Origin of the sequence: Ruminiclostridium papyrosolvens DSM 2782, from assembly GCF_029318685.1 — a bacterium.
Lineage (GTDB): Bacteria > Bacillota > Clostridia > Acetivibrionales > DSM-1351 > Ruminiclostridium > Ruminiclostridium papyrosolvens.
Genome location: NZ_CP119677.1, coordinates 2,112,849 through 2,136,534 on the forward strand (window position 1 = coordinate 2,112,849; position 23,686 = coordinate 2,136,534).

Sequence of the window (23,686 nt, forward strand, 5' to 3'; positions counted from 1 at the left end):
ATAATGACCTTGAAAATTACTTTCCTCGGTTATTATGCTTATTTTATATGTGCCTTATATCTGCCCGGTCATAAACTGAACTCCAATACTGACGATTGTTACCGTAAACCATACCAGTAACCCCAGAAGAAGAGGTTTTAGGCCGGTTTTTAGCATTTCCTTAAAATTTGCATTTAGTCCCACTGCAGATAAAGCCATAACTATAAAAAACTTACCGGTGCCTGAAAGAAATGAAGCCGCCGAACTGTTAAATACCCCAAGTGTATTTAAGAGTGATGCTGCAAGAAATCCGGCGATAAACCAAGGGAAAATACGTTTGAAGCTGTAGGTTACCGTATCGTCATGTTTTGCAGCTTTTCTTTTTCTGATTATTGTAACTGCTGCATAAATCAATGATATTGGTATAATCATTGTAGTACGGGTTAACTTTACTATTGTGGCATATGCTCCCGCTGCGTTGCTGTAAGCATAACCTGCTGCTACAACGGAAGAAGTGTCATTTATGGCTGTTCCGGCCCATAAACCAAAGGCTGTATCGGAAAAACCCAGCAAATGGCCAAGTGGAGGGAAAATTAATACGGCTAAAATATTAAAGAAAAAAATAGTTGATATGGAATATGCAACTTCCTTTTCTTCGGCTTCAATTATGGGAGATACCGCAGCTATGGCTGATCCTCCACAAATGGCTGTTCCTACTCCGATTAGACTTGTAAGATTAAAAGGTACTTTGAGCAGTTTGCCGAAGCCGTAGGCTGAAATAAAAGCAAAAGAAAGTGTAAATAACATTACATATAAGGATTCAAGCCCTGTTTTCCATACCTGTGTGAGACTTAAACCCGTTCCAAGTAAAATAATTGCATACTGAAGAATTTTTTTTGAAGTAAATTTAACTCCACTGACAGACCAAGCAGGTTTTCCTATTGTATTATTAATTATTATACCCAGCAGTATCCCGAAAACCGGTCCTCCTATAATCGGGAATATACCTCCAAGCCATGTGGCAGCAAGTGCTATGACCAAAGCCAGTAGTATTCCGGCAATATTTTTTCTTATCCATACCATGATTGATTCCTCCGAATGTTTTGATATGTTTATTTTAATATTACATATGCATAAATACAAATTATGATTTATTATATATCTATAAGAAAATTTTATAGATGTTATTCCATGGAGGTTATATATGATAGACCCTAAAATTACTACTTTTATTTGGGCAGCAAAACTAAACAGCTTTACTAAAGCTGCACAAATGCTTAATCTGACACAGCCGGCGGTTACACAACATATCAAGCAACTGGAGGGACACTATAAGGTTAATTTATTTAACAAAGTAGGAAGACAGATACACCTGACAGAGGAAGGAGAGCTTCTTTTTGATTATGCAAAAGAGATTGAGGCCAATTCATTGTTTATAGAAAGAACACTGCATAATAAATCGGCGCTGAACAAGCGATATAATGTGGGAACTACTCTTACAATCGGTGAATTTGTACTTCCCCATATACTGGGACAATATAAAATACAGCACGAAAATATTGATGTTATAGTTCACGTTTACAATACAGATGAGAATTTAAAAAGGCTTACCAGCGGGGAACTTGATTTGAGCATAGTTGAAGGACTTTTTGACAAAAGCAGATTCAAATATAAAAAAATGAGAGATGATGAGCTTGTCTTGGTGGCTTCCCCAGCAAGTACTTTTGCAAGAAAAGGAGAAGTAAGCCTTGAAGATGTTGCGTATAGCGGAAAACTCATTTTGAGAGAAAATGGCAGCGGAACAAGAAGGGTATTTGAAAACAAAATGACAGACATTGGTCTTAGTCTTGCTGATTTAAAGGTTTACATGGAGGTGGGAAGTATAGGTGCCATTAAATCATTGGTTCAGGCCAATCTGGGATATACGGTAGTTTCAAGGGAAGCAGTCAAAAAAGAGGTGAGAGAAGGATTGTTGGTTGTAGTACCTATCCAAGGAATAAAAATAATGAGAGAGTTCAATTTTATATTTATGGATATGAGTCAAAATTCATTTATACAGGAATTCGTGGAATACATTATGAATTTTGGAGAAAATAGGCAATAAACTATATTAATATATCGTAATATTTAAATATATGGATTGACAAATATAAAGTGTTTAAATATAATGATTATATCCTCGAGGTGCACAAAATTTATATAAGGAGTTAAATATGAACACAATAAAAAGTTTTGTACACAAATGGATTTGGTTGATGCTTATTTTATTTTGTATTGGTGGGCTGATATATCCCAGGGTGGGTATTGCTGCAATTATATGTATGCTGGCTCCTGTAGCGGTATCAGTCTTCAGAGGAAGAGAGTGGTGCGGAAATTTCTGCCCCAGAGGAAGCTTTAATGATATATTGCTTTCTAAAATAAGCCGAAACAAAAAAATACCCAGGATAATGAAAAACAAATGGTTCAGATTGTTGTTTGTTGTAGTACTTATGGGAGCTTTTGCGGTACAATTATCATTAGCATGGGGTAACATGGTACAGGTTGGACAGGTATTTGTCAGAATGATATTAATAACCACCGGACTAACAATAATTTTGGGGATTGTTTACAGCCAAAGAGCATGGTGTGTTATTTGTCCCATGGGTACAATGGCCTCATTGGTTACTCGCACCGGCAGTGGTTCAAAAGGCAAGAATGTAACTTTTGATAAGCAAAGATGTGTCAGCTGTAATCTTTGTACAAAATCCTGTCCCATGGAAATAGAAGTACTTAAATACAAAAGCAAGGGAGAGGTTACACACCCAGACTGTCTGAAATGCGGTAAATGTGTAATAAAGTGCCCGAAAGATGCACTAAAATTATAATAAGTAAATTACATGGAGGTTATAATATGTCAGCTATTGAAGCTAAAAAAAATTATATAGGTGCTAACGGCAGTAGAATGAATTGCGCACAAGCAGTACTCAGCGCATTTAAAGAGAAATATAACATTGAAGAAGATTTGGTGGAACGCTTCAGAAACTATGGAGGGGGCAGGGCTCCGGAAGGACTTTGCGGTGCTTACTATGCAGTTAAGTATATTTTAAGTAACTACGATGATGAAAAGGTTGCGGAGCTGGAAAACTATTTTCTTGAAAATGCCGGAGCTTTGCAATGCAGCAATATAAAAGGGTTAAAAAAGCTTTCCTGTGTGGGTTGCGTTGAGAAAAGCTCTGAATTTCTTGAAAAACATGGATGATTTGTTGAGGGTTGTTGCTAAAATTAATTTTGCTACAACCCTTTTTCACTAAATTCCAGTTTTGATTCTCGCCAACGTTTGTATAGAATATAAAGGCCGGTTAAGCCCAACAATATCTGCCCAGTAATAACGGAATATGTCCAAGGGAAAATATAATTGATTACCAATGGGAACCCGTCCCATAAACCATGTAAAACAACAACCGTAATATATGCCTTAATAACTTTTCCATTGATAAAGAATTTTCCTTGCACACTTTCTCGCAAAAGAACGCTGGATAGTATGGCGGTCCAGGTACCATGACCTACCGGGGATGTAATTCCACGTAAAAGAGTAATAAAAACGGTGTGTGTCAGGCTTCCACCACTTTGCAGAAAAGCAGTAAATGCATATCCGGTGCTTTCAAAGGCTGCAAAGCCCATTCCTGCTGCAGAGCCCAGAATAATCCCGTCCAACATTGAATTATAACGTCTATGTCTTGCAATAAGAAATACACCGATAAGCTTTGTGAGTTCCTCAATAATACCCACTGTAAAAGCCGTTGTAAAGGTCAGTTCACTGATGAAAACAGGCTCCAGCAGTGAAGCGGCGATAGTTCCTAATGCTCCGCCAAAGAAAAAGCACATGGCTGTAGCAGACATATTAACACTGAACCATTCCCTTTTTTCATAGAAAAAGGAGACAAAAGCCACAGGCACCAAAAAATTTCCTATAAGAACTATACTGGGAAACAAATTAATATTGCCTGTTAACATAAAAGCAAAAATTGTAGCTGCATAAACTATAAATCCTACAAAAAGTACACGAAGCCAGTATTTGCGTTTTGCTTGAGTCATATTATATATCACACCTGAAAGTTTATTTATTATTATGATTACAATTTATTTAATTTAAATCCTTGGAAAAAACTTGGAATTTAAACGCCTTTACGAAAATAATGTTGCTTGACAACCTGCTAAAAGGGGTGTAAACTCAAATACATACCGTAAGTATGTAATGAGGCTTTGAGGTGATGTTTTATGGCAAGAAACAAATATCCCGAGGAAACAAGGGAGAAAATACTGCAGGTTGCTCAGAGACTTTTCTACGAAAAGGGTTATGACAACACCACCATACAGGACATTATAGATGGTCTGGGAGGTCTTACTAAGGGAGTGATTTACCATCATTTCAAATCCAAAAAGGATATACTGGAACAGGTAATAAACCGGATTGGACTTCCCGAAGGACAGGAAAATTGGTATGAAAATTGGCAGGGCGAAAACGGACTTGCAAAAATTAAGAACCAGTTAAAGCTGTCTGTACAAAATCTGGAGAAAAATGCCATTCTTTATTCTGCGGAAATTTTGGCGAAAAGTCCGCGTATGATTGGAGAACTTTATCTGGAAAGTATGAACGGTGTTGCGCGGTGTCTGCAAACCTATGTCGAGGAGGGTATTGCGGACGGTTCTATCCAAACTGCCTATCCAAAAGAATTCGCCGAGTTTGGCATCTTGGTCATGAATCTATGGCTGGGTTTGAATATTGCCCGTTCCTCCAGAGAAGAGCTTGAAAACAAACTGCTCTTTCTTCGGATTTTATTTGAAAGCTTGAATGTGCCATTGATAGACGATGAGTTGGTTAGCAATGTATTTCACTTGTTTGATTTTATTAATGACAGGAAATAGCTGCTTTTTACAAAAAAGGAAAGGCAGTTTTATTTTTAACAAGATACATACCTTTGGTATATATCAAAAGAAACATCAACGTAAAGGGGAAAAATTTTTTAGCTAAATACATACCGTTGGTATGTTGTTGCTTTCAGAGAGTGAGGTTTTTTATGAGTACGCAAAATAAGCTATGGAGCAGAAATTTCAGTTTGTTGGTTGGGGGACAGCTCTTCTCTGTCTTTGCCAACGCCATCCTGCAATTTACTCTGTCCCTGTATGTACTGGATTTAACCGGCTCGGCAGGAGTTTTTGCGGGGATTATGGCACTGTCCGTCATCCCAAGGGTGGTATTTTTGCCCTTTGGAGGCATTCTGGCAGACAGGCTTCCTAAGAAAAAGGTCATGATTGCGTTGGATTCCTGTTACACAATTTTGACGGTAGTGCTGGGGTTGGGCTTGCTGTACCGTGAGTCGGTTCTTCTTATCGCTGTGATTTCCATTATGCTGGGTGTGGCGTCCGCCTTTGAAACTCCGGTAGTGCAGTCGGCAATTCCGGCCGTTCAACCGAAAGAACATCTGGAGCAGTCAAACGGTATTGTGAGCGCGGTGGCAATGCTTGCAAATCTCCTCGCCCCTGCTCTAGCAGGACTTTTATACTCTGTGCTTGCAGTGCCCGTTCTGTTCATGAGCTGCTGTGTTGTGTTTGCTGTTGCTGTTGTATTGGAAAGCTTTTTGATAATCCCATATCAAAAGAGCGTTGATGATAAAAAAGCCGTTGAAATTGTGGCATATGATGTCAGTGAACTGAATCGCTATCTCAAGACGGAACAGCCTGTCATTGTGAGAATCTCTATTGTGGCGGCTCTCATCAATATGCTTATATCCAGTTTTCTTGTGGTGGGAATTCCCTATATTGCGCGGGTCAGCTTGTCTGTAAGCAGTGAACTGTTCGGCACCATGCAGACTCTGTTTGCCGTTGGCGGGCTGCTGGGGAGTATCTCTGTTGGGGTTATCACAAAAGTACTTGCGCCTGACAAGCTTCACAGGCTTTTGCTGGTAGGTGCCGTTTTATTTTCTTGCCTAACAATACCATTTCTAGCCCCCATGACGGACAATGCTGCTTTTTGGGTAATAACAGTTGTGTCCACAGTTATGCAGGGTGTGTTTGCTGCTTTGTCTGTTTATTTGATTTCCCTAATTCAAAAACTGACAAAGCCTGATATGTTGGGAAGGGTAATGTCCATGGTGCTGATGCTGAGCACTGTTGCCCTGCCAATAGGACAGGGAATATATGGAGCGCTTATGGAAACCCGGATGAACAGGATTGCTTTTGTGATTCTTGCCGTCGGAATACTCTGTGGGGGAATTGCACTGCTTGCAAGGAAGGACTTTGGAAGATTGAACCTACAGCTTGAAAAAGTAAAACAATATGAGGAGGAACATATATGACAGAAAAATACGCTGTTCGCACAAAGGGACTGTACAAAGCCTTTCATGGAAAGGAGGTTATCCGCAACTGTGCTTTAAACGTGGAGCAAGGCAGTATTTACGGCTTTTTAGGTGCAAATGGCGCCGGAAAAACCACAGTTTTTAAGCTGCTGACAGGATTGTTGACGCCCACCATGGGAGAAGTCCTTGTGCTGGGAAAGGATATCACCACACATAAATTCGAACTGCTGAGAAGCATTGGCAGTCTGATTGAAACGCCTATTTTCTATGAGCATCTGTCCGCAAAAGAAAATTTGGAAATCCACCTCGATTATATGGGTATTGAGCAAGCAGACACCGAAGCTGCACTGGTGCAGGTAGGTTTACCGGGAACGGGCAGTCAGCCTGTTTCTGAATACTCTCTGGGCATGAGGCAGCGCCTTGGCATCGCCAGGGCTATTATCCACCAGCCAAAGCTTTTGATATTGGACGAACCCATAAACGGACTTGACCCAATGGGAATTCGGGAAATCCGAGAGCTGCTTAAACGTCTTGCAGCGGAAAAAGAGATGACAATTCTGCTTTCCAGCCATATTCTCTCTGAAATTGAGCATATTGCGGATAAAATAGGCATTATTGCTGACGGAACTGTGGTTCAAGAGGTTATGTTGGAGGATTTGAAAAAAGATAAATCCATTGAGCTTGAGGAATACTTCCTCTCGGTGGTGAAAGGCGGGACGAATCATGCTTAAATTAATGAAACTGGAACTGAAACGAAACCGTATTAAGGGATATTTTATTGCGGTACAAATAATTACAGCTGCTATGCTGGGTTTTACCTATTTATTTGCCTTAATGCCTCAAATAGACCAATCTCAGCGTGACATTGAGCTGTTAATGAGCTACGGTGTATTTACGAGGCTGCTGTGCGTTATCAGCTTACTCTGTTTCACGGTCCTTTCCGCTGTCATGTTCAACCGCTTTGTGGTGGAGGAGTACACAGGTAAAAAAGCGATTTTGCTGTTTTCCTATCCTGTTGACCGTTCCATGATTCTTTGGGCAAAAGTTTTTACTGTATTTCTTTTTACGGTAGCTGCCATGACTTCCAGTGGTTTAATTACCTTTTCAATCTTTTTTATCACTGAAGCAACCTTTCATTTTATGAAGGATACACTGACGTTGAACGTTTTGCTGCAAACTTTTGGGTTTGTTTTGACTTATGCTGTTATAGCCGCATCCTTTGCGACAGTTTCACTATGGTTCGGATACTGGAAAAAATCTTTCTCAGCAACCTTAGTGGCGAATATTATCTTAGTCAGTTTTTTGGGTAACCTGTTGGTGATGGGAATCCCAAATGCGATGGTGTCAATGGGAGTGGCGGCGTTTAGTATTATCATAAGCTTTATTTTTGTAAGGAACCTTCATAGCAAAATCATGAAGCTGGAGGTCTGAGAAAGCTGCAAGATGTATTAAATTTGAAATAAAAAATAATCCGAACTTATCCCAAATAGGGACAAGTTCGGATTATTATGTTTTGGTGCGCCATCACGGGGTCGAACCGGGGACACCCTGATTAAGAGTCAGGTGCTCTACCAACTGAGCTAATGGCGCATATATTTTTTATAAGTGTTTTGTTTCTCAGAGCGTTTTTTATTATAAAAGCAAAAAACAATATTGTCAATACATTTTTAATAATTGCGAGAAAAAATTATGTATTAAAACAGCAGGCAAGTAAAATTAATAGGTGGGCTAAGAGTATAAGCGGCTTTATGCATATTTTCTTCTTCTTTTTTTTCTGGTCGTCTTTTTTTTATTTGAAAAGAGTTTTACTAAAGAAACAACAGTTAAAAGCAGACTCAAAATATCCTTTATAAATTCTAAAAAATTCATATTATTTACCGCCTTTCATAAATATGGGTAACCCCCAAAATACATCGTAACCCCACAAATATAAAGGCGGGCGCCATTATACTATCAGCCCACCGAAATTTATTCTCTTAGTTTAGTAATATTTATGCGGGACAAATTATTTTAGAACTGATTAATTTAAGCTTCACTAAAACATAGTTGACAATTTATTAATGCAAATATAAAATGTTTATATAAACAATAAACATTTTAAGGAGATGTGCAAAATGATTGATAGCATTTTAAAATTGTCCCTGGATGAAATTAAAAAAGGCTACTCCTATAACCAGGACAAAGGCATATCTACATGTCTTACCTGTGGGAAAACATTTGAATCGGGAGAAATGTTTTCTATTGACGGAAGGTTCTACGACGCGTCAAAGGCTGTACAAATCCACATACAAAAGGAACATGAAGATATGCTGGACATGTTGACTTCCTTTGATAAGAAATACACAGGTATTACAGAGAATCAAAAAGAGCTGCTTTTGATGATATATAAGGGGATGTCTGACAATGATATTGCGAAAAAAACAGGGGTTGCTCCCGCTACCGTCAGACGTCAGAGGTTTGTTTTCAGGGAAAAGGCAAAACAGGCGAAGCTGTTTCTTGCCATATTTGAAATTGTAGAGAATAAATATTTACAAAGAAAGGAAAAAGCTGTGAACGATGAATTAATAAATGTCCACGCCGGTGCAAAAATGATTGATGACAGATATTTGATAACGAAATCAGAGGAGGACAAAATCATAGAGTCCCTGTTTGAGTCGTTGGAGCCGCTCAGGCTCAAAATTTTTTCATCGAAAGAGAAAAAGAAAGTTGTAATACTCAGTAAAATTGCTGAACAGTTTGAGAAGAAAAGAAAATATTCTGAAAAGGAAGTAAATGAAATATTGAAGGGTATTTACTCGGACTTTGCCACAATAAGAAGATACCTTATTGAATACGGTTATATGGAAAGGACAAAAGATTGCAGGGAATACTGGTTAAAATAAAAGGTTTCAAAGGGTGTTTTGTTTAAGGTATAATTATATCATAACTCATAAAGGGGGGAAGTTTGTGAAGGCAGTAGTAGTTTACAAATCCAAATCGGGTTTTGCAAAAAAATATGCACAATGGATTGCTGAGGAGCTTCAGGCGGATATTTACGAAGCTTCAAAAATAGATATTAACATGTTGATGCTCTATGACACAATCATATATGGCGGCGGACTTTATGCAATTGGTATAAATGGACTAAAAACTATAACAAAGAACTTTGACAAGCTTAAAGATAAAAAAATTGTGGTTTTTGCTACAGGAGCTACGCCACCAAGAGATGAGGATATTGACAAGGTTAAAACTTCCAACTTTACAGAGGAACAGCAACAGAAGATACGTTTTTTTTACCTGAGAGGCGGTTTTGATTATACCCGGCTTAAACTTATTGACAAAGTACTGATGAATTTGTTAAAGCTGAAAATGAATTCAAAAGACAAAAACAAGTTGATTCCTGATGAGAAAGGAATGCTTGCAGCCTATGACAAGCCCATTGATTTCACTAGAAAAAAGAATATTGAAGAATTGATAATGTATGTGAAAGCAAAATGATTAATTAAAATAATAGCTTGATTACTTTACGTTTACTAAAGAGGGGGAATAGCCGTCATATCGGCGGGTTAGAAGAAAATGATACGATTTAAATGTGATTACAGCGAGGGCGCACACCCAAAAGTATTGGAGACACTTTTACAGACAAATACGGAGCAGACAGTAGGCTATGGAATGGACCAATACTGCATTAAGGCCGCTGGAATAATTAAAGAAAAAATTCAGCGTCAGGATGCAGAAGTACATTTTCTTGTAGGCGGAACCCAGACAAATCTGACAGTTACTTCAGCAGCTCTAAGACCTCATCAGGGAGTAATTGCCGCTTATAGCGGACATATAAGTACTCATGAAACAGGTGCAATTGAAGCTACAGGACATAAAGTTATTGAACTGCCTAGCAGTGATGGCAAGTTGACTGCCTGGCAGGTCGAAGAAACCGTAAAGGCACATTATTCTGATGAGAATCATGAACACACGGTTCAGCCCAAAATGGTATATATTTCGAACCCTACGGAAATCGGAACAATATACAGTAAGAAAGAGCTTACAAAACTAAGCAGTGTGTGTAAGGAAAACGGCCTTATTTTGTACTTGGACGGTGCAAGACTTGGATATGGGTTATGTGCGGAGGACAATGACCTTGACTTGCCAACTATTGCACAGTTATGTGATGCTTTCTATATTGGTGGTACCAAGATAGGTGCACTTTTCGGAGAAGCCTTAGTTGTTTGTAATGCTGAGTTAAAAAAGGATTTGAGATATATTATAAAACAAAAAGGAGGAATGCTTGCAAAAGGCAGACTCCTTGGATTACAGTTTATTTCTCTGATGGAAAACGATTTGTATTTTCAGATGGCTTCCCATGCAAACAAAATGGCAATGTTAATAAAGGAAGCTTTTATTAAAAAAGGTTACAGTTTTTTAATATCGTCAACCACAAATCAACAGTTTCCGATATTGCCAAATGATGTATTAGATAGAATGAAAGTAAATTTTGAATATTCCTACTGGCAGAAAGTAGATGAAAATAAAAGTGCCGTGAGATTCTGCACAAGCTGGGCAACCAGTACCGAAGCTGTAAAGAAACTGATTGAAGAAATAGAAAAATGGTAAGTCTGCAATTCTCTTTTTTGTTTATATTAATAAAAAAAGGATATAAATAAACTATAAATCAAGAAAGAGGTGTATTATATGGACTTATTTGATTTAACCGGAAAAGTTGCGGTAGTTACAGGAGCCTCCTCGGGTTTGGGTGTACAGTTTGCAAAAGCTCTTGCAAGACAAGGTGCTGATTTGGCTATAGTTGCAAGAAGACTTGAGAAACTTAATGATGTATCTGAAGCGATAAAGAAAATGGGAAGAAAATGTCTTGCATTTAAATGTGACGTTACTAATGAACAGGAAGTTAAGGATACAGTTGCTGCTATAATTGAAAAAATGGGTAAAATTGATATTTTGGTTAACAATGCAGGTGTAGCAGAAGTAGTTCCTGCTGAAAATCATACAACTGAACAATGGAATAGGGTGCTTGATACTAACCTGACCGGAGTATTTATGTTTGCAAGAGAAGCAGGAAAAAATATGATAGAAAATAAGTACGGCAGAGTAATTAATATAACCTCTATGTTTGGACATATAGCCAACACAGCAACTCAAAATGCAAGTTATCATGCATCTAAGGGTGCAGTTGTAAACCTCACACGTGCCTTGGCTGCTGAGTGGGCAAAATATGGCATTACTGTAAATGCTATAGGTCCGGGCTTTTTTGAATCGGAAATGACAGGAGATATATTAAGTAATCAGGAGTTTAGTAATTTTGTCAGTTTCAGATGCCCTATGGGAAGAGTCGGAAATATGGGTGAGCTTGACAGTGCTCTGGTATTTTTGGCAGCCAATTCCTCCAGCTATGTTACAGGACAAACTGTTTTTGTAGATGGAGGATGGACAGCGGTATAATAAAAAATGAAATCACCTGCCAGATTATTCACTGACAGGTGGTTTTCTATATTCCATATTTGCCGTCAACTTTGTCAAAGAATAAAGGAATTTGCGGTGGCTGAAATGTCCAGTAGGCAAATATTATGAAAATAAGAGCAATAAGTACAATTGAAAACCCTGCCCCCAAACCCTCTGAATACCTGTAGAAATGAAGTCCCAGTAACTGCCCCATAATACTGACCAACAAAAAGATAAATATATCTACATAAAGTGATTGTATTCCAAAGGCCTGAGTGTAAAAGTAATAAAAAAGCATCATTAAAGTTATGGAAGAGACAAGTGATACTAATAATCCTGTAAACCATAGGTTAGCATCTATCCCGTACTTCTTTTGTTTTGCAATATAATAAGCTACCCACCACAGTGTAGTAGGAACCAACAGCAGTTTTGCATGTTCCCATACACTTTCATTTACCGGAGAAATCAGCCCTACTAAGACGTTCTGTCCTGACCAATCATACAAAAAATGAAAAATAGAACCTACTATGAATACAAACGGGATACCGATTAAAATCCATTTTTCAGGATGAGTAAACTTTTGTTTTTTCATAACGTCACAACCTTTCTTATTATTGCACTATTAAATCTATGGTGAGGTAAACCGAAATATGACATTTGTTTTCCATGGGCATTTGTATAATTGACATAAAAGTACAGATTTATTATAATATGTTAGGATTCTAACAATTTGGGTGCTAAATACTTGTGTTATTATGTTTGAATGCATTTCAGGGGGTAGATTATGAATATTTACCGAAAGTATTTTAAAAAGTACAGGGTAATGTTTTTAACAGCCGTGAGCTGTGTTTTTTTTGAAGCTATTTGCGATTTACTTCAGCCGGCTATTATGTCCCGTATAATAGATAACGGAATTAAGAACAGCAGGGTGGATTCAGTTTTGAAGCTGGGACTGCTGATGCTTATCATAACCCTTTGCGGAGCAGGCTTTGCAGCTACCAGAAACATACTTGCCAGCAAGGTTTCTCAAAGATTTGGAGCCGACCTTCGCTATGATGTGTTTTCAAAAATTATGAAGTTCTCGGAAGAAAGTGTTGATAAAATAGAAAGCGGTTCTCTTATCACAAGGATGACAAATGATACAAGTCAGATTATGCAGTTCGTCAACGGAATGATGAGAATTTTCTTCAAAGCACCTTTGACTTGTATGGGAAGTATAATTCTTGCTGTTATTCTCAGTCCCTTCATGAGTATAGTTCTGTTTTGTGCTATAGCCATAATTGCGATTCTTATCGTAATCAGTATGAAAATGAGCTATTCTCGTTTTGCGAAAGTCCAAACTGCAATAGACAGATTAAATACAACTGTTCAGGAATATCTTCTTGGAATCAGACTGGTGAAGGCTTTTGGACGTTTCAGCGATGAAGAGGAAAAGTTTTCTGCAGTCAATACAGACCTATTTCAAAAGAGTGTTTCCTCTCAATTGGTGGTTTCATATTTTTCCCCCCTTATGTCATTGACAATCAGCACAGGTATTGCATTGATAATATATCTTGGAAGCATTTTGTTTGGTAAAGGATATATTGAGGTTGGAAAGGTAGCAGCCTTTATTAACTATATGATGCAGATACTGACTTCACTGATTATGATAACTAATATTTTCAATACCTTTATAAGGACAAAGGCTTCAACTCAAAGGGTTGTAGAGGTATTAGAAAGTCAGGAAGACTTTTCCGGTTTTGATAATGAAGAAGTTATAAGTGAAAGCAGTCTGGAATTTAAAAATGTTACTTTTGCATATCCTGACGGGAGCGGCCTTCCGGCCCTGAAAAACCTATCTTTCAGGGTGAATGAGGGTGAAACTCTTGCGATTATAGGCCCCACAGGCTCAGGGAAATCTACCGTGGCATGGCTTTGCCTTCGTTTTTATGATGTACCGGAAGGAAGTATATATATTAATGACAAAGATATAAGAGAACTGGCTACAAATTATATAAGAAATAATATTGCACTGGCACCCCAGAAAAGTATGCTTTTCACGGGTACAGTTTTTGATAATATAGTCTGGGGGATGCAGGAGGAAAATAGTGAAAAAATGCTGAATGCCGCAAAACAAGCCCAGGCAGACGAGTTTGTTCAAAAAATGTCAAATGGATATGACAGCTTGCTTGGGCAGAACGGAGTTAATCTTTCAGGAGGACAAAAGCAAAGACTGTCAATTGCAAGAGCACTTGCAAAGGATTCTCCAATAATGATACTGGACGACTGTACCAGTGCACTTGATGCTGTTACCGAGGCAAAGGTAAGACGGGCTTTGAGAGATACCGAGGCTAAGAAAACCATTATAATGATAACTCAAAGAATCGGTACTGCAATGACTGCTGACAAAATTCTTGTTATGGACAATGGTATAAATGCAGGTTTTGGAAGCCACAAAGAATTGTTGAGTACTTGCAAGACTTACAGGGAAATTTATGATTCTCAGATTGGAGGCGACTTATAATGGCTGGTGCAAATAAATCCGGAAACATACCCAATATGCCACGATTAGGGAACAGAATGGGCGGGTCGCCTCATCAGAGATTTCAACCAATGGCTAAACCCAAAAATAGTAGAGGTACTATGCTAAGGTTAGTTCGTATGTTTGGAAGATGGAAAAGTTCGCTTATAGTTGCTACTGTACTTACTATTATTTCAGCCTCTGTCTCACTTACAACGCCTCTTTTGATTGGAAAGGCAATAAATACATTTAATACTAAGAAAGGAACTGTAGATAAAAATGTATTAACTGTAATACTGACTGCACTTGTTATCTGCTATATTGTGAGTTGGATAATAGATACTTCAAATGGTATTCTTATGGCAAGGGTTACTCAAAATCTTGTAAAAAGCATTAGGACGGACTTTTTTTCGAAGCTCCAGAGAATTCCTTTGAACTTTTATGATACAAGAGCCCATGGGGATACTATGAGCAGAATAACCAATGATGTTGACAACATCAGCAGTACTGTGGCTCAGACAACTACTCAGCTTATATCCAGCATATTTTCAATTACAGGGTCGTTTATAATGATGCTGTATTTAAGTCCTGTTTTAACCCTTGTTGCGCTGATTACCATACCACTTGTTTTTATGCTTACAAAAACAATAGCCCGACACAGCAGGAAATATTTTAAAAGTCAACAGAATATGCTTGGGGTACTTAATGGCGTAATTGAAGAAAACATTGTGGGATTAAAGATGGTTAAATCCTTTAATCGTCAACAGAAGGTTTTGGAGGAGTTTAAAGAGGTTAATGGCAAACTTTGCGAAGATTCCACCAAGGCTCAGATTTGGGCGGGTTTCCTTATGCCTTTTATGAATGTTATTAATAATTTGAGCTTTACTTTTATTGCCTGTGCAGGTGGCGTGCTTACAGTTAATAAAATATTAACTGTTGGTGTTGTAGTGAGCTTTCTCACGTATTCAAAGCAATTTGGTATGCCACTTAACAATATCGCAGGAATGTTCAATACTATTCAGTCAGCTTTGGCGGGTGCCGAAAGAGTTTTTGAAATATTAGATGAAGAAGAGGAAGCAGCCGACAAACAAGATATAAAGGAATTTGCAGATATTAAAGGTAAAGTTGAGTTCAGAAATGTATCCTTTGCATATAATTCCCACCGCAATGTTTTAAATAACATCAGTTTTCAGGTTGAACCGGGAGAAGTTGTGGCACTTGTAGGCGAGACCGGAGCCGGAAAAACTACTATTGTAAACCTGCTAACCAGATTTTATGAGACCAATGAGGGAGAAATATTAATAGATGATACCAGTATTACCGATATTTCAAGAAAAGACCTGAGAAGTTGTTTTTCAGTGGTTTTGCAGGATACTTGTCTTTTTACGGGTACTATAATGGACAACATAAGGTATTCAAAGCCTGAGGCAACAGATAAGGAAGTTATAGAAGCGTCAAAAATGGCTCATGCCCACGAGTTTATCTCGAGGCTTCCTAAAAAGTATAATACACACATTACGGGAAGCTCGGACAATCTAAGCCAGGGACAGAGACAGTTAATTGCAATAGCAAGAGCAGTTTTATGCAATGCCCCAATACTTATTCTGGATGAAGCTACAAGCAGCGTTGATACTAAAACAGAAAAAGAAATTCAAATGGCTTTGCTCAGGCTTATGAGTAATCATACCAGTTTTTTGATTGCACACAGACTCTCTACAATACGTGATGCTGACAGGATTTTTGTTATAGGTAATGGTTGTATCCTGGAACATGGAACTCATTGGGAACTTATGAAAATAAAGGGTATTTACTATAATATGGTGATAAATCAAATGGGCTTTGGAGAAAAATTTAATGATGGTGTATGCTGAATGAAAAACATTTTATATGCAGATATTATAAATATCCAAAAAACGTTGGGGGGATATTTATGAAAAAGCTGCTATATATCAGTGTTAATACAAAACCGGAAGAACTGTCTTCTTCAAAAACTGTTGCAAGAAGGCTCATCAACAGAATACTTGAAAAACATCCAAGTATGGCACAAGAAGAGGTAGATTTGTACAAAGAGCATATACCACAGTTAAAATACAGTTATTTTGAAAGCAGGAGTGCTATTGTAAACTCAGAGGCGTTGGCAAAGCTGCCAATGGATGAACAGAATGAAGTAAACCAGATAATAAAACTGTGTGACCAGTTCAGAGATGCTGACATTTATGTAATTGCAGCTCCCATGTGGAGTTTGTCTTTTCCGGCACCGCTGAAGGAATACATTGATTGTGTAATTCAGACAGGAAAGACAATTGCTTTTGATGAGAATAAGCCTTATGGTTTACTAAATGATAAAGAACGTACGTTTATATATGTACAGTCGTCAGGAGGAAATATTCCATGGATTATCAGACCTGCTCTGAATAAAGGCTTAAACTATATACATGATATTATGAGGTTTTTAGGCATAAGCAAGTTTGAGGAATTGTTAGTGGATGGAACGGGAACTACAGAATTAGAGCGGCAGGAGGCAATTGAGAAAGCAGCCTCAAGAATTGAAACTATGGTGGAGCAAATATAAGTCTTATCACAAAATCAAATATTTTCTTTTTAAAACAGGGATTTCTTGAATCCCTGTTTTTTTACGATTTATCATTTTGTATAAATTATCAAAATTTCCAAATATTCCAAAAAATATATTGACATCCATATATTGGAAGTGTTATATTATTTTAAAGAGAATAAGGACGCATGCTTTATTCATTTACTCTATAGGGTTATCCTGAACGGTCAGGAAATATCTTTACACAACGTTGTGCAAACATAAACGTGCAGTATCTGTAAGTAAAAAATTCACACTATGCCATTTTCATACGTATGATGCAAAAATGCAAGTATGTATTATTGCGTAAGAGTTCCAAGAGAGGAGCCGTGCTATTAGTTGGGATACAATTGCGTAGTTTTAATAATTATGTCATCAAATAAAATACAAGTCAAATTATGTAAATATATGGCACGGTATACTAAATAACTATAGCAAAAATAGAGGGGAGAGACATATATGAAAAAAAGTAAATTAGTAAAACTATTTTTTATTTTAACATTGGCGGTTACAATCGTAGGTACACAAACACTTGCTTTTGCTAAGCCATTAAACGAAGCAGCAAAATCTGAAAGTCCGATGTTTCAACTTACCAAAAGCCCCGATAGCAAATTATTTGTAAATTTGAAAGAGAAAATTGGCGAATCCTCTGATAATGATGAAATACCGGTTACGGTGATATTTAACAAAAAGCTCTCTGATACTGAATTTTCATCAATTGAAAAGCTCTTGGGTAATCCCAAGCTAAAGCATAAATTTGATATTATTCCCGGCGTTGCTTTAAATTTAACAAAAAAGCAAATAAGCCAGCTTGAAAAATCAGATTTAATTCAGCAGGTTGAGTATGATGCACCTGTTCATGCTACTTTGGACACTGCATCAAGTTCATTTGGGGTAACTAAGGCCAGAACTGATTTTAATGTAAACGGTGACGGCAATAATGCGCCTACAACCTATAGTACCAGTGACGTTGTAGTTGCGGTTATTGACTCAGGTATTGACTCAAGTCATGTGGACCTTGATGGTGGTAAGGTAATAGCATGGAAGGACTGGGTTAACAATAGAACAACTCCTTATGATGACAACGGCCATGGCTCCCATGTGGCAGGTATTGTTGCAGGCACTGGAGAGGGAAACCCGAGCTATAAGGGAGTTGCACCGGGTGCTGCCCTCATTGGTCTGAAAGTTCTGGATTCCACAGGACGTGGTACTATGAGTAACGTTACTGCTGCAATAGATTGGGCTGTAACAAACAAAGCAAAATACAATATCAGAATTATAAGTCTGAGCCTTGGTACTGATGCAAGTTCAGATGGAACTGATTCTACATCTGTAGCAATTAATAACGCTTTTAATGCTGGAATTGTACCTATAGTCGCAGCAGGTAATGCAGGACCGGGAAAGGCAACTATTGGTTCTCCTGGAGCAGCAGCAAAAGCTTTGACTGTTGGTGCTTTGGGAGATTTAGGAGAAAAAGGGTATTTTCTTGCAGATTTCTCCAGCAGAGGTTTGACAGCTGACGGCAGAGTTAAACCTGATATAGCTGCTCCAGGTTATCAGATAACATCTGTACAGGCTAATTCAACCCATAAATACATAGCATACAGTGGTACAAGCATGGCAACACCTTTTACATCAGGAACCGCAGCATTGATTCTGGATGCAAACCCAAGTCTTACGGCTTCACAGGTTGTTAATCTAATTATAAGCACTGCTCAGGACTGGGGTCCTGCCGGACAGGATTTGGATTATGGTTTTGGAAAACTGGATAGTTATGAGGCAGTTAAGCAAGCCGGTAATTTTACCGGAACCGGACCTGCCAATCCAAACCATATTTATAAAGCTGATTCATTAGCAAAGACCGGTAGTTACGATGAATATACAATATCTGTACCTAATACTACATATCCTATAGCCATAACATTGATTCATCCAAACTGGACATCCTCTCAGGATTTTGACTTATATCTGTATAATCCTGCCGGAACTCAAGTCGCTTCATCAGAAACAGCAGACAGACAGGAAACTATAAGCTTTACACCAACTACTGCGGGAACATACAAAATAAAGGTTCAATCATACAGAGGAAGCGGTTCATATTTCTTTGATGTAAGCTCAGGCGCAGCAACTATTACGCAGACTACTAACCAATAAATATTTTTAACAAAAAACAGCGGAGAGTTCTTTAATTTAGAACTCTCCGCTGTTTTTTGTTCCAACTTATCTCGGTGGTACGGGTGTGGGATTCTGAATATTGGTCGGTGATATTGTAAATCCACCGGGATATTCCAGCAAAGCAGCTATTACTCTGGTTGCCTCTGCTCTGGTTATTGTTTTTTTAGGTCTGAATGTGCCATCCGGATAACCGGAAAGTATATTATTCATTGAAAGAACAATGATTGATTTATTTGACCATGAGTTGCTTTCCGGACTAACGTCACTGAAAATTCTTTGCGAGAAATCTACAGTGTCGGGATTAAATAGTATTTTGTCGCATACTACAGCAAATTCCTCTCTGGTAATTTTTCTTTCAGGGTAAAACAGGTTTCCTGAGTATCCGCTGAACATACCTTTTTCCTTGACAATTGCAATTTGTTTTGCTGCCCAGTGGGTTTTTGTGTCGGCAAAAGAAGCTGTTGCCGTTTCATTCTGAAGGCCAAGGGCTTTTACAAGCAATGCCGCTGCTTCGGCTCTGGTAAGATTGCCGTCGGGTACAAAACGCTTTCCGGGCATACCACTTACAATGCCTTTTTGAAATAAATCAATAATGTAGCTTTGTGCCCAGTGATTTGAAATATCTATAAATGGTTTACCAATGAGCCACTGGCTGTAATTATTCCAGAAACGCTGAGGTTCCTGCCCCAACGCCCAGCTGCCTGCTCCTAAAAGGTTATATTTGGAAACAAGAGACAGCTTCTTTTCAAGAGAGGTTTCATTCTCGTACCATATATCATAAGTACCTGCTGAAAGTTTGCTGCTTCCCCAGATAACCGCATTATCTGTGGAAGTTACTGTCACAGTTGCACGGGCACATTGTGTGGTACTGTCATACCAGGTTTTAGATTTACAAGTAGATACCAGACGTTCCACATCAGAAACAGTTACCCCGTAGCCGCCACTTGTTGAACCCTGTTTCCAGTACCTGCCGTAAAAGGGTATACCTAAAACTATTTTCGTAGAAGGAATATATTTCAGTGCTTCCTTTACGCTTTTTTCAACAAAAGAAAAACCGGCTACCGCTCCCGGCGCACTTCCTGTGTAATGCTCGTCATAGGCCATTATGAATATTTGGTCGCATGTGGTGCCTAATGCAGCATAATCATAGGAACCCTGCCACCCAATAGTTGAACCCCAGGGATTAGCCGCCACGCATACGGAGAGTATTTTTGTTTTTGGCATATAAGAGCGTAAAAGTTTTAAAAAGGCAGTATATGCATTCCTATCTGTTTCTGTAAGGTTTTGAATGTCTATATTTACACCGTCACATCCAAGACGTTCAATTTCGGCGCTCAAACCTGCTGCAAATGAGGTTTGATTAGCCAACGCCGCTCTTCCTAGGGCTCTTTCCCAGTTATTGCTCAGATAAGGCACCACTTTTATACCCTTTGCATGCATGCTCTGTACGAAAAGAGGGTCCACTTTTACGGTATTTTTTAAAGTTCCGTTACTGTTTATTTCAAAATAATCAGGAGAAACTGTAGTTAGATTTGAGCCTGAACGATTAACATTATTTATATAGGTTGTTGTATTTCCTGCATATAGGTAACTTATGCTTTCATAAGCGGAAGTGCTTGTCTGAAAAAGGATTAAAAATATAAACATTGATACAATACATTTTTTTAGTCCCATGTTGTTTTCCTTTCAAATATTCGTTTACATATAATATGCGTTACAACTAAATAAATTAAACGTACTTAACTTATGAGAAACTACATAAATAAGTTACTTGACAGTACCGGCAGTAAATGGTTTATAATTTTAGGTATGCATTTGGAAATATTGGAAGTCTGTTGGGAGGATAAATATGGAGAATGAAGCTTTAAGCAGTATTATATTAGTAACAGGCGGGGCAAGGAGCGGTAAAAGCACACATGCAGAAAAACTGGCTAAGGAATACGGTAAAGATGTTCTTTACGTGGCAACAGCAATAGCTTTTGATGATGAAATGAAGTTAAGGATAAAAAAGCACCAAGAGCAACGTCCATCTAATTGGGAAACAGCTGAGGCATATAAAGACATGGATATATTACTTGAGGATAAGTGCCGAAATAAAACGGCTGTTCTTCTGGACTGTATAACAGTAATGATTACCAATATAATGTTTGAAGTGTGTACTGATTTTGATAAAATGGTTAATGAGGATATGATTGCAGTGGAAGAGGCTGTTAATATTCAAATGAATAAACTTATCGCGGTTGCAAAGAATTCAGGAATTCCATTTATTCTGGTTACAAATGAAATCGGAATGGGTATAGTGCCGGACAATAAGAGCTCAAGACTTTTCCGTGATATTCAAGGCAGAGTAAATCAGAAACTTGCCTCTGTTGCCAAAGACGTTTATTTATGCGTTTCAGGCATTCCTGTAAAAATAAAATAATCTTGAAAGAAGAATAAAAGATGATAATTTTAAAACGTTTTTTACTTATGCTTCAGTTTATGACTACTATTCCCATACCTGTGAATTTGGATGTAAACGATGAAGACTTTGGTAAGGGACTGGCCTTGGCTCCTTTGATTGGTTTGATAATAGGAGGAGTGGTTGCAGGTGCGGGCTATATACTGAATATGTTTTTTGCCCCCGCTATATCTGCTGTGCTTGTGGTTATTACTTACATACTATTAACCGGGGGAATTCATCTGGATGGCTTAGGTGATACCTTCGACGGTATTTTCTCCAACAGGCCAAAAGAGAGAATATTGGAAATTATGAGAGACAGTCGAGTAGGAACATATGCGGTATTGGTTACGGTTTGTAACTTAGGTCTGAATGCGGTACTAGTGCATTCTATAATTTCAGCTCATATGTATTTTACTCTGATACTGATGCCTGTGGCAGGCAGAATAGGCTCTGTTGCGGGAGCAGCCGTTTCAAAATATGCAAGAAGCGGACCGGGCTTGGGAAAATCCTTTATTGATTACTGTGGTTTAAAAGAGCTGTTGGTATCAGCCATAATCAGTATTATAGCATTTACGGCGGTTAGAGGGGTTACGGGTGCTTTTCTCTGCATTTTCATGTATATATCAGCAGCACTGCTGGTTAAATTTCTCGGCAGAAAAATCGGAGGTGCAACCGGAGATGTTCTGGGGGCTGTCTGTGAATTAAATCAGACCATATTTTTAATAGTAACGTATTTACTGGTATTTCGTTAATAATATTTTATTTTGACAATATTTTTTTGAGGGGGTTGTATAATGACTTTAATAGAAGCATTGAATGCCATTGGAGAGCTTGATGCTGAAATGATGCAGAAGGCACAAATAAGATTGGACAGCCTGACTAAACCATTGGGCAGCTTGGGCCGTTTGGAGGAAATCGTGAAACAGCTTGCCGGAATAACCGGAGAGTTGCTTCCTTGTGTGAAAAATAAAAAAATTATAATTATGTGTGCGGATAACGGGGTAGTGGAAGAAGGGGTCAGTTCATGTCCTAAAAGCGTTACTTCCAGTGTTACACAAAATTTTCTCAAAGGTTTTACAGGAGTGAATGTTCTTTCAAGACATTCGGGAGCCGATACCGTTGTTGTAGATGTTGGTGTTGACGATGATATTGACTGTGAGGGGATATTTGGCAGGAAAATAAGAAAAGGTACATGGAATATTGCCAAAGGCCCTGCAATGACAAGGGACGAGGCCATAAAAGCAATTGAGACGGGAATTGAAATAGTAGGAATACTGAAGGAGCAAGGAGTAAATCTTCTGGGCACCGGTGAAATGGGGGTAGGAAACACAACTACAAGCAGTGCCGTAGCATCTGTACTTACCGGATTCGAAATAGGTGAAATGGTAGGCAGAGGTGCAGGCCTGACTCAAGAAGGTCTTATCAATAAAGCAGAAGTTATAAAGAAAGCTATTGATATAAACAAGCCTGATGCGACCGACCCTATAGATGTACTGGCAAAGGTGGGAGGCTTTGATATTGCTGCACTTACCGGATGTTTCCTTGGAGCTGCTGCCTACAGGCTTCCTATTATGATTGACGGATTTATCTCGGCTGCTGCTGCTTTAGCAGCTATAAAAATAAAGCCCCAGTGCAAAGACTATATTCTTCCTTCACATGGTTCTGCGGAACCGGGCAACAAGAGAATAATGGAAGTACTTGGCATGACTCCAATGCTTATGCTGGAAATGCGTTTGGGAGAGGGGTCCGGTGCGGCATTGGCTTTCCATGTTATAGATGCTGCTGTTGCGGCTTACCGTGAGATGGGGACTTTCGGGGATGCTCAAATTGAGCAATACAAGCCATTGGCTTAGGAATTTGGAATTAAATAATTGAAAAAAATGGTAACCCGGTGTAATATATATAAATGAGCAAAAACATTTATAGGGGGCCGTTTATGTTTGAATATAAGTTTGTGCAGGCTACTTTAGGGGGCTTTTTTACTGAAGCCAATCACCACGAATTAATTGATGAATATGCAAAACAAGGATGGAGATTGGTGCAGGTTCTGCCTATGTATTATAATTCACATGGAAAACCCACGGATTATGAAATAATCTTTGAAAGAGAAGCAGGAAATTAAAAGACAAGTCGCTATGACTGGTCTTTTTTTTATGCAGGTAGCAAAATTTGTAACTAAATATTTTCTAGAATTTTGTCGATTAATATGTAAGAAAAACGGTAAAATT

General features: G+C 38.4%; 24 protein-coding genes and 1 tRNA gene. 19 read left to right on the plus strand and 6 right to left on the minus strand.

Annotated elements, in window-relative coordinates:
* Nucleotides 1–54: 54 nt before the first annotated feature.
* Nucleotides 55–1,062: a YeiH family protein gene (locus P0092_RS09890; RefSeq protein WP_004620315.1), complete on the minus strand. Its 1,008-nt coding sequence runs from the start codon at nt 1,060–1,062 to the stop codon at nt 55–57.
* A gap of 121 nt (nt 1,063–1,183) precedes the next feature.
* Here P0092_RS09890 and P0092_RS09895 point away from each other — a divergent pair, with 121 nt between their 5' ends.
* From P0092_RS09895 to P0092_RS09905, 3 genes are all read left to right on the plus strand, one after another.
* Entirely contained in the window at nt 1,184–2,083 is a 900-nt protein-coding gene (locus tag P0092_RS09895) for a LysR family transcriptional regulator (protein ID WP_004620317.1), read from the plus strand.
* A 109-nt stretch (nt 2,084–2,192) separates the two neighbouring features.
* Nucleotides 2,193–2,843, plus strand: a complete 651-nt coding sequence (locus tag P0092_RS09900) for a 4Fe-4S binding protein (protein WP_004620318.1) — start codon at nt 2,193–2,195, stop codon at nt 2,841–2,843.
* A 26-nt stretch (nt 2,844–2,869) separates the two neighbouring features.
* A complete protein-coding gene (locus P0092_RS09905) occupies nt 2,870–3,217 on the plus strand; it encodes a C-GCAxxG-C-C family (seleno)protein (protein ID WP_004620320.1) in 348 nt (115 codons plus the stop codon).
* 32 nt (nt 3,218–3,249) lie between these two features.
* Here P0092_RS09905 and P0092_RS09910 read toward each other — a convergent pair whose 3' ends face one another.
* The gene (locus P0092_RS09910) at nt 3,250–4,053 is read right to left on the minus strand and encodes a PrsW family intramembrane metalloprotease (protein ID WP_004620321.1); all 804 of its coding nucleotides are present in this window, start codon (nt 4,051–4,053) and stop codon (nt 3,250–3,252) included.
* Between the two features lie 183 nt (nt 4,054–4,236).
* On the opposite strand from P0092_RS09910, the gene P0092_RS09915 reads away from it, so the two are divergent.
* The 4 genes from P0092_RS09915 to P0092_RS09930 all read left to right on the plus strand — a co-directional run bounded on the left by P0092_RS09915 (nt 4,237) and on the right by P0092_RS09930 (nt 7,745).
* Complete coding sequence (locus tag P0092_RS09915; protein ID WP_004620324.1) at nt 4,237–4,884, plus strand: TetR/AcrR family transcriptional regulator; 648 nt, start codon at nt 4,237–4,239, stop codon at nt 4,882–4,884.
* Nucleotides 4,885–5,036: 152 nt separating this feature from the next.
* Nucleotides 5,037–6,314: an MFS transporter gene (locus tag P0092_RS09920; protein ID WP_004620325.1), complete on the plus strand. Its 1,278-nt coding sequence runs from the start codon at nt 5,037–5,039 to the stop codon at nt 6,312–6,314.
* Nucleotides 6,311–7,045 carry an ABC transporter ATP-binding protein gene (locus tag P0092_RS09925; protein WP_004620327.1) on the plus strand — a complete coding sequence of 245 codons (735 nt, stop codon included), beginning with the start codon at nt 6,311–6,313 and terminating at the stop codon, nt 7,043–7,045. The genes P0092_RS09920 and P0092_RS09925 overlap by 4 nt, the downstream gene beginning before the upstream one ends.
* The gene (locus P0092_RS09930; RefSeq protein ID WP_004620329.1) at nt 7,038–7,745 is read left to right on the plus strand and encodes an ABC transporter permease; all 708 of its coding nucleotides are present in this window, start codon (nt 7,038–7,040) and stop codon (nt 7,743–7,745) included. The genes P0092_RS09925 and P0092_RS09930 overlap by 8 nt, the downstream gene beginning before the upstream one ends.
* Nucleotides 7,746–7,828: 83 nt before the next feature.
* Here P0092_RS09930 and P0092_RS09935 read toward each other — a convergent pair.
* Both P0092_RS09935 and P0092_RS09940 read right to left on the minus strand, forming a co-directional pair.
* Nucleotides 7,829–7,904, minus strand: a tRNA-Lys gene (locus tag P0092_RS09935).
* Nucleotides 7,905–8,060: 156 nt separating this feature from the next.
* Nucleotides 8,061–8,183: a hypothetical protein gene (locus P0092_RS09940; RefSeq protein ID WP_004620331.1), complete on the minus strand. Its 123-nt coding sequence runs from the start codon at nt 8,181–8,183 to the stop codon at nt 8,061–8,063.
* A gap of 245 nt (nt 8,184–8,428) precedes the next feature.
* On the opposite strand from P0092_RS09940, the gene P0092_RS09945 reads away from it, so the two are divergent.
* The 4 genes from P0092_RS09945 to P0092_RS09960 all read left to right on the plus strand — a co-directional run bounded on the left by P0092_RS09945 (nt 8,429) and on the right by P0092_RS09960 (nt 11,747).
* Nucleotides 8,429–9,196 carry a DUF2087 domain-containing protein gene (locus P0092_RS09945; protein ID WP_004620333.1) on the plus strand — a complete coding sequence of 256 codons (768 nt, stop codon included), beginning with the start codon at nt 8,429–8,431 and terminating at the stop codon, nt 9,194–9,196.
* Between the two features lie 64 nt (nt 9,197–9,260).
* Nucleotides 9,261–9,791, plus strand: a complete 531-nt coding sequence (locus P0092_RS09950) for a flavodoxin domain-containing protein (protein ID WP_004620337.1) — start codon at nt 9,261–9,263, stop codon at nt 9,789–9,791.
* 78 nt (nt 9,792–9,869) lie between these two features.
* Nucleotides 9,870–10,904, plus strand: a complete 1,035-nt coding sequence (locus P0092_RS09955; protein WP_004620339.1) for a threonine aldolase family protein — start codon at nt 9,870–9,872, stop codon at nt 10,902–10,904.
* Between the two features lie 78 nt (nt 10,905–10,982).
* A complete protein-coding gene (locus tag P0092_RS09960; RefSeq protein ID WP_004620341.1) occupies nt 10,983–11,747 on the plus strand; it encodes an SDR family oxidoreductase in 765 nt (254 codons plus the stop codon).
* A 46-nt stretch (nt 11,748–11,793) separates the two neighbouring features.
* Here P0092_RS09960 and P0092_RS09965 read toward each other — a convergent pair whose 3' ends face one another.
* Nucleotides 11,794–12,339, minus strand: a complete 546-nt coding sequence (locus P0092_RS09965; RefSeq protein ID WP_004620343.1) for a DUF6512 family protein — start codon at nt 12,337–12,339, stop codon at nt 11,794–11,796.
* 192 nt (nt 12,340–12,531) lie between these two features.
* Here P0092_RS09965 and P0092_RS09970 point away from each other — a divergent pair, with 192 nt between their 5' ends.
* The 4 genes from P0092_RS09970 to P0092_RS09985 all read left to right on the plus strand — a co-directional run bounded on the left by P0092_RS09970 (nt 12,532) and on the right by P0092_RS09985 (nt 18,994).
* A complete protein-coding gene (locus tag P0092_RS09970; protein ID WP_004620345.1) occupies nt 12,532–14,250 on the plus strand; it encodes an ABC transporter ATP-binding protein in 1,719 nt (572 codons plus the stop codon).
* A complete protein-coding gene (locus P0092_RS09975) occupies nt 14,250–16,118 on the plus strand; it encodes an ABC transporter ATP-binding protein (protein ID WP_004620347.1) in 1,869 nt (622 codons plus the stop codon). Before P0092_RS09970 ends, P0092_RS09975 begins: the two co-directional genes overlap by 1 nt.
* 59 nt (nt 16,119–16,177) lie before the next feature.
* Nucleotides 16,178–16,819 carry an FMN-dependent NADH-azoreductase gene (locus P0092_RS09980; protein ID WP_004620349.1) on the plus strand — a complete coding sequence of 214 codons (642 nt, stop codon included), beginning with the start codon at nt 16,178–16,180 and terminating at the stop codon, nt 16,817–16,819.
* Between the two features lie 480 nt (nt 16,820–17,299).
* A complete protein-coding gene (locus P0092_RS09985; protein ID WP_276187186.1) occupies nt 17,300–18,994 on the plus strand; it encodes a S8 family serine peptidase in 1,695 nt (564 codons plus the stop codon).
* Between the two features lie 66 nt (nt 18,995–19,060).
* On the opposite strand, the gene P0092_RS09990 is transcribed toward P0092_RS09985, so the two are convergent.
* Nucleotides 19,061–20,689, minus strand: coding sequence for an S-layer homology domain-containing protein (locus P0092_RS09990; RefSeq protein WP_004620352.1), 1,629 nt, complete (start codon nt 20,687–20,689; stop codon nt 19,061–19,063).
* A gap of 175 nt (nt 20,690–20,864) precedes the next feature.
* Here P0092_RS09990 and cobU point away from each other — a divergent pair, with 175 nt between their 5' ends.
* The 4 genes from cobU to P0092_RS10010 all read left to right on the plus strand — a co-directional run bounded on the left by cobU (nt 20,865) and on the right by P0092_RS10010 (nt 23,580).
* Nucleotides 20,865–21,437 carry a bifunctional adenosylcobinamide kinase/adenosylcobinamide-phosphate guanylyltransferase gene (cobU, locus tag P0092_RS09995; RefSeq protein ID WP_004620354.1) on the plus strand — a complete coding sequence of 191 codons (573 nt, stop codon included), beginning with the start codon at nt 20,865–20,867 and terminating at the stop codon, nt 21,435–21,437.
* 20 nt (nt 21,438–21,457) lie between these two features.
* Entirely contained in the window at nt 21,458–22,210 is a 753-nt protein-coding gene (cobS, locus tag P0092_RS10000; RefSeq protein WP_004620355.1) for an adenosylcobinamide-GDP ribazoletransferase, read from the plus strand.
* 42 nt (nt 22,211–22,252) lie between these two features.
* Entirely contained in the window at nt 22,253–23,311 is a 1,059-nt protein-coding gene (gene cobT / locus P0092_RS10005; protein WP_004620357.1) for a nicotinate-nucleotide--dimethylbenzimidazole phosphoribosyltransferase, read from the plus strand.
* Nucleotides 23,312–23,394: 83 nt separating this feature from the next.
* On the plus strand, nt 23,395–23,580 hold the full coding sequence (locus tag P0092_RS10010; protein ID WP_004620358.1) for a DUF4177 domain-containing protein: 186 nt from the start codon (nt 23,395–23,397) through the stop codon (nt 23,578–23,580).
* The last annotated feature ends 106 nt before the right edge of the window (nt 23,581–23,686 follow it).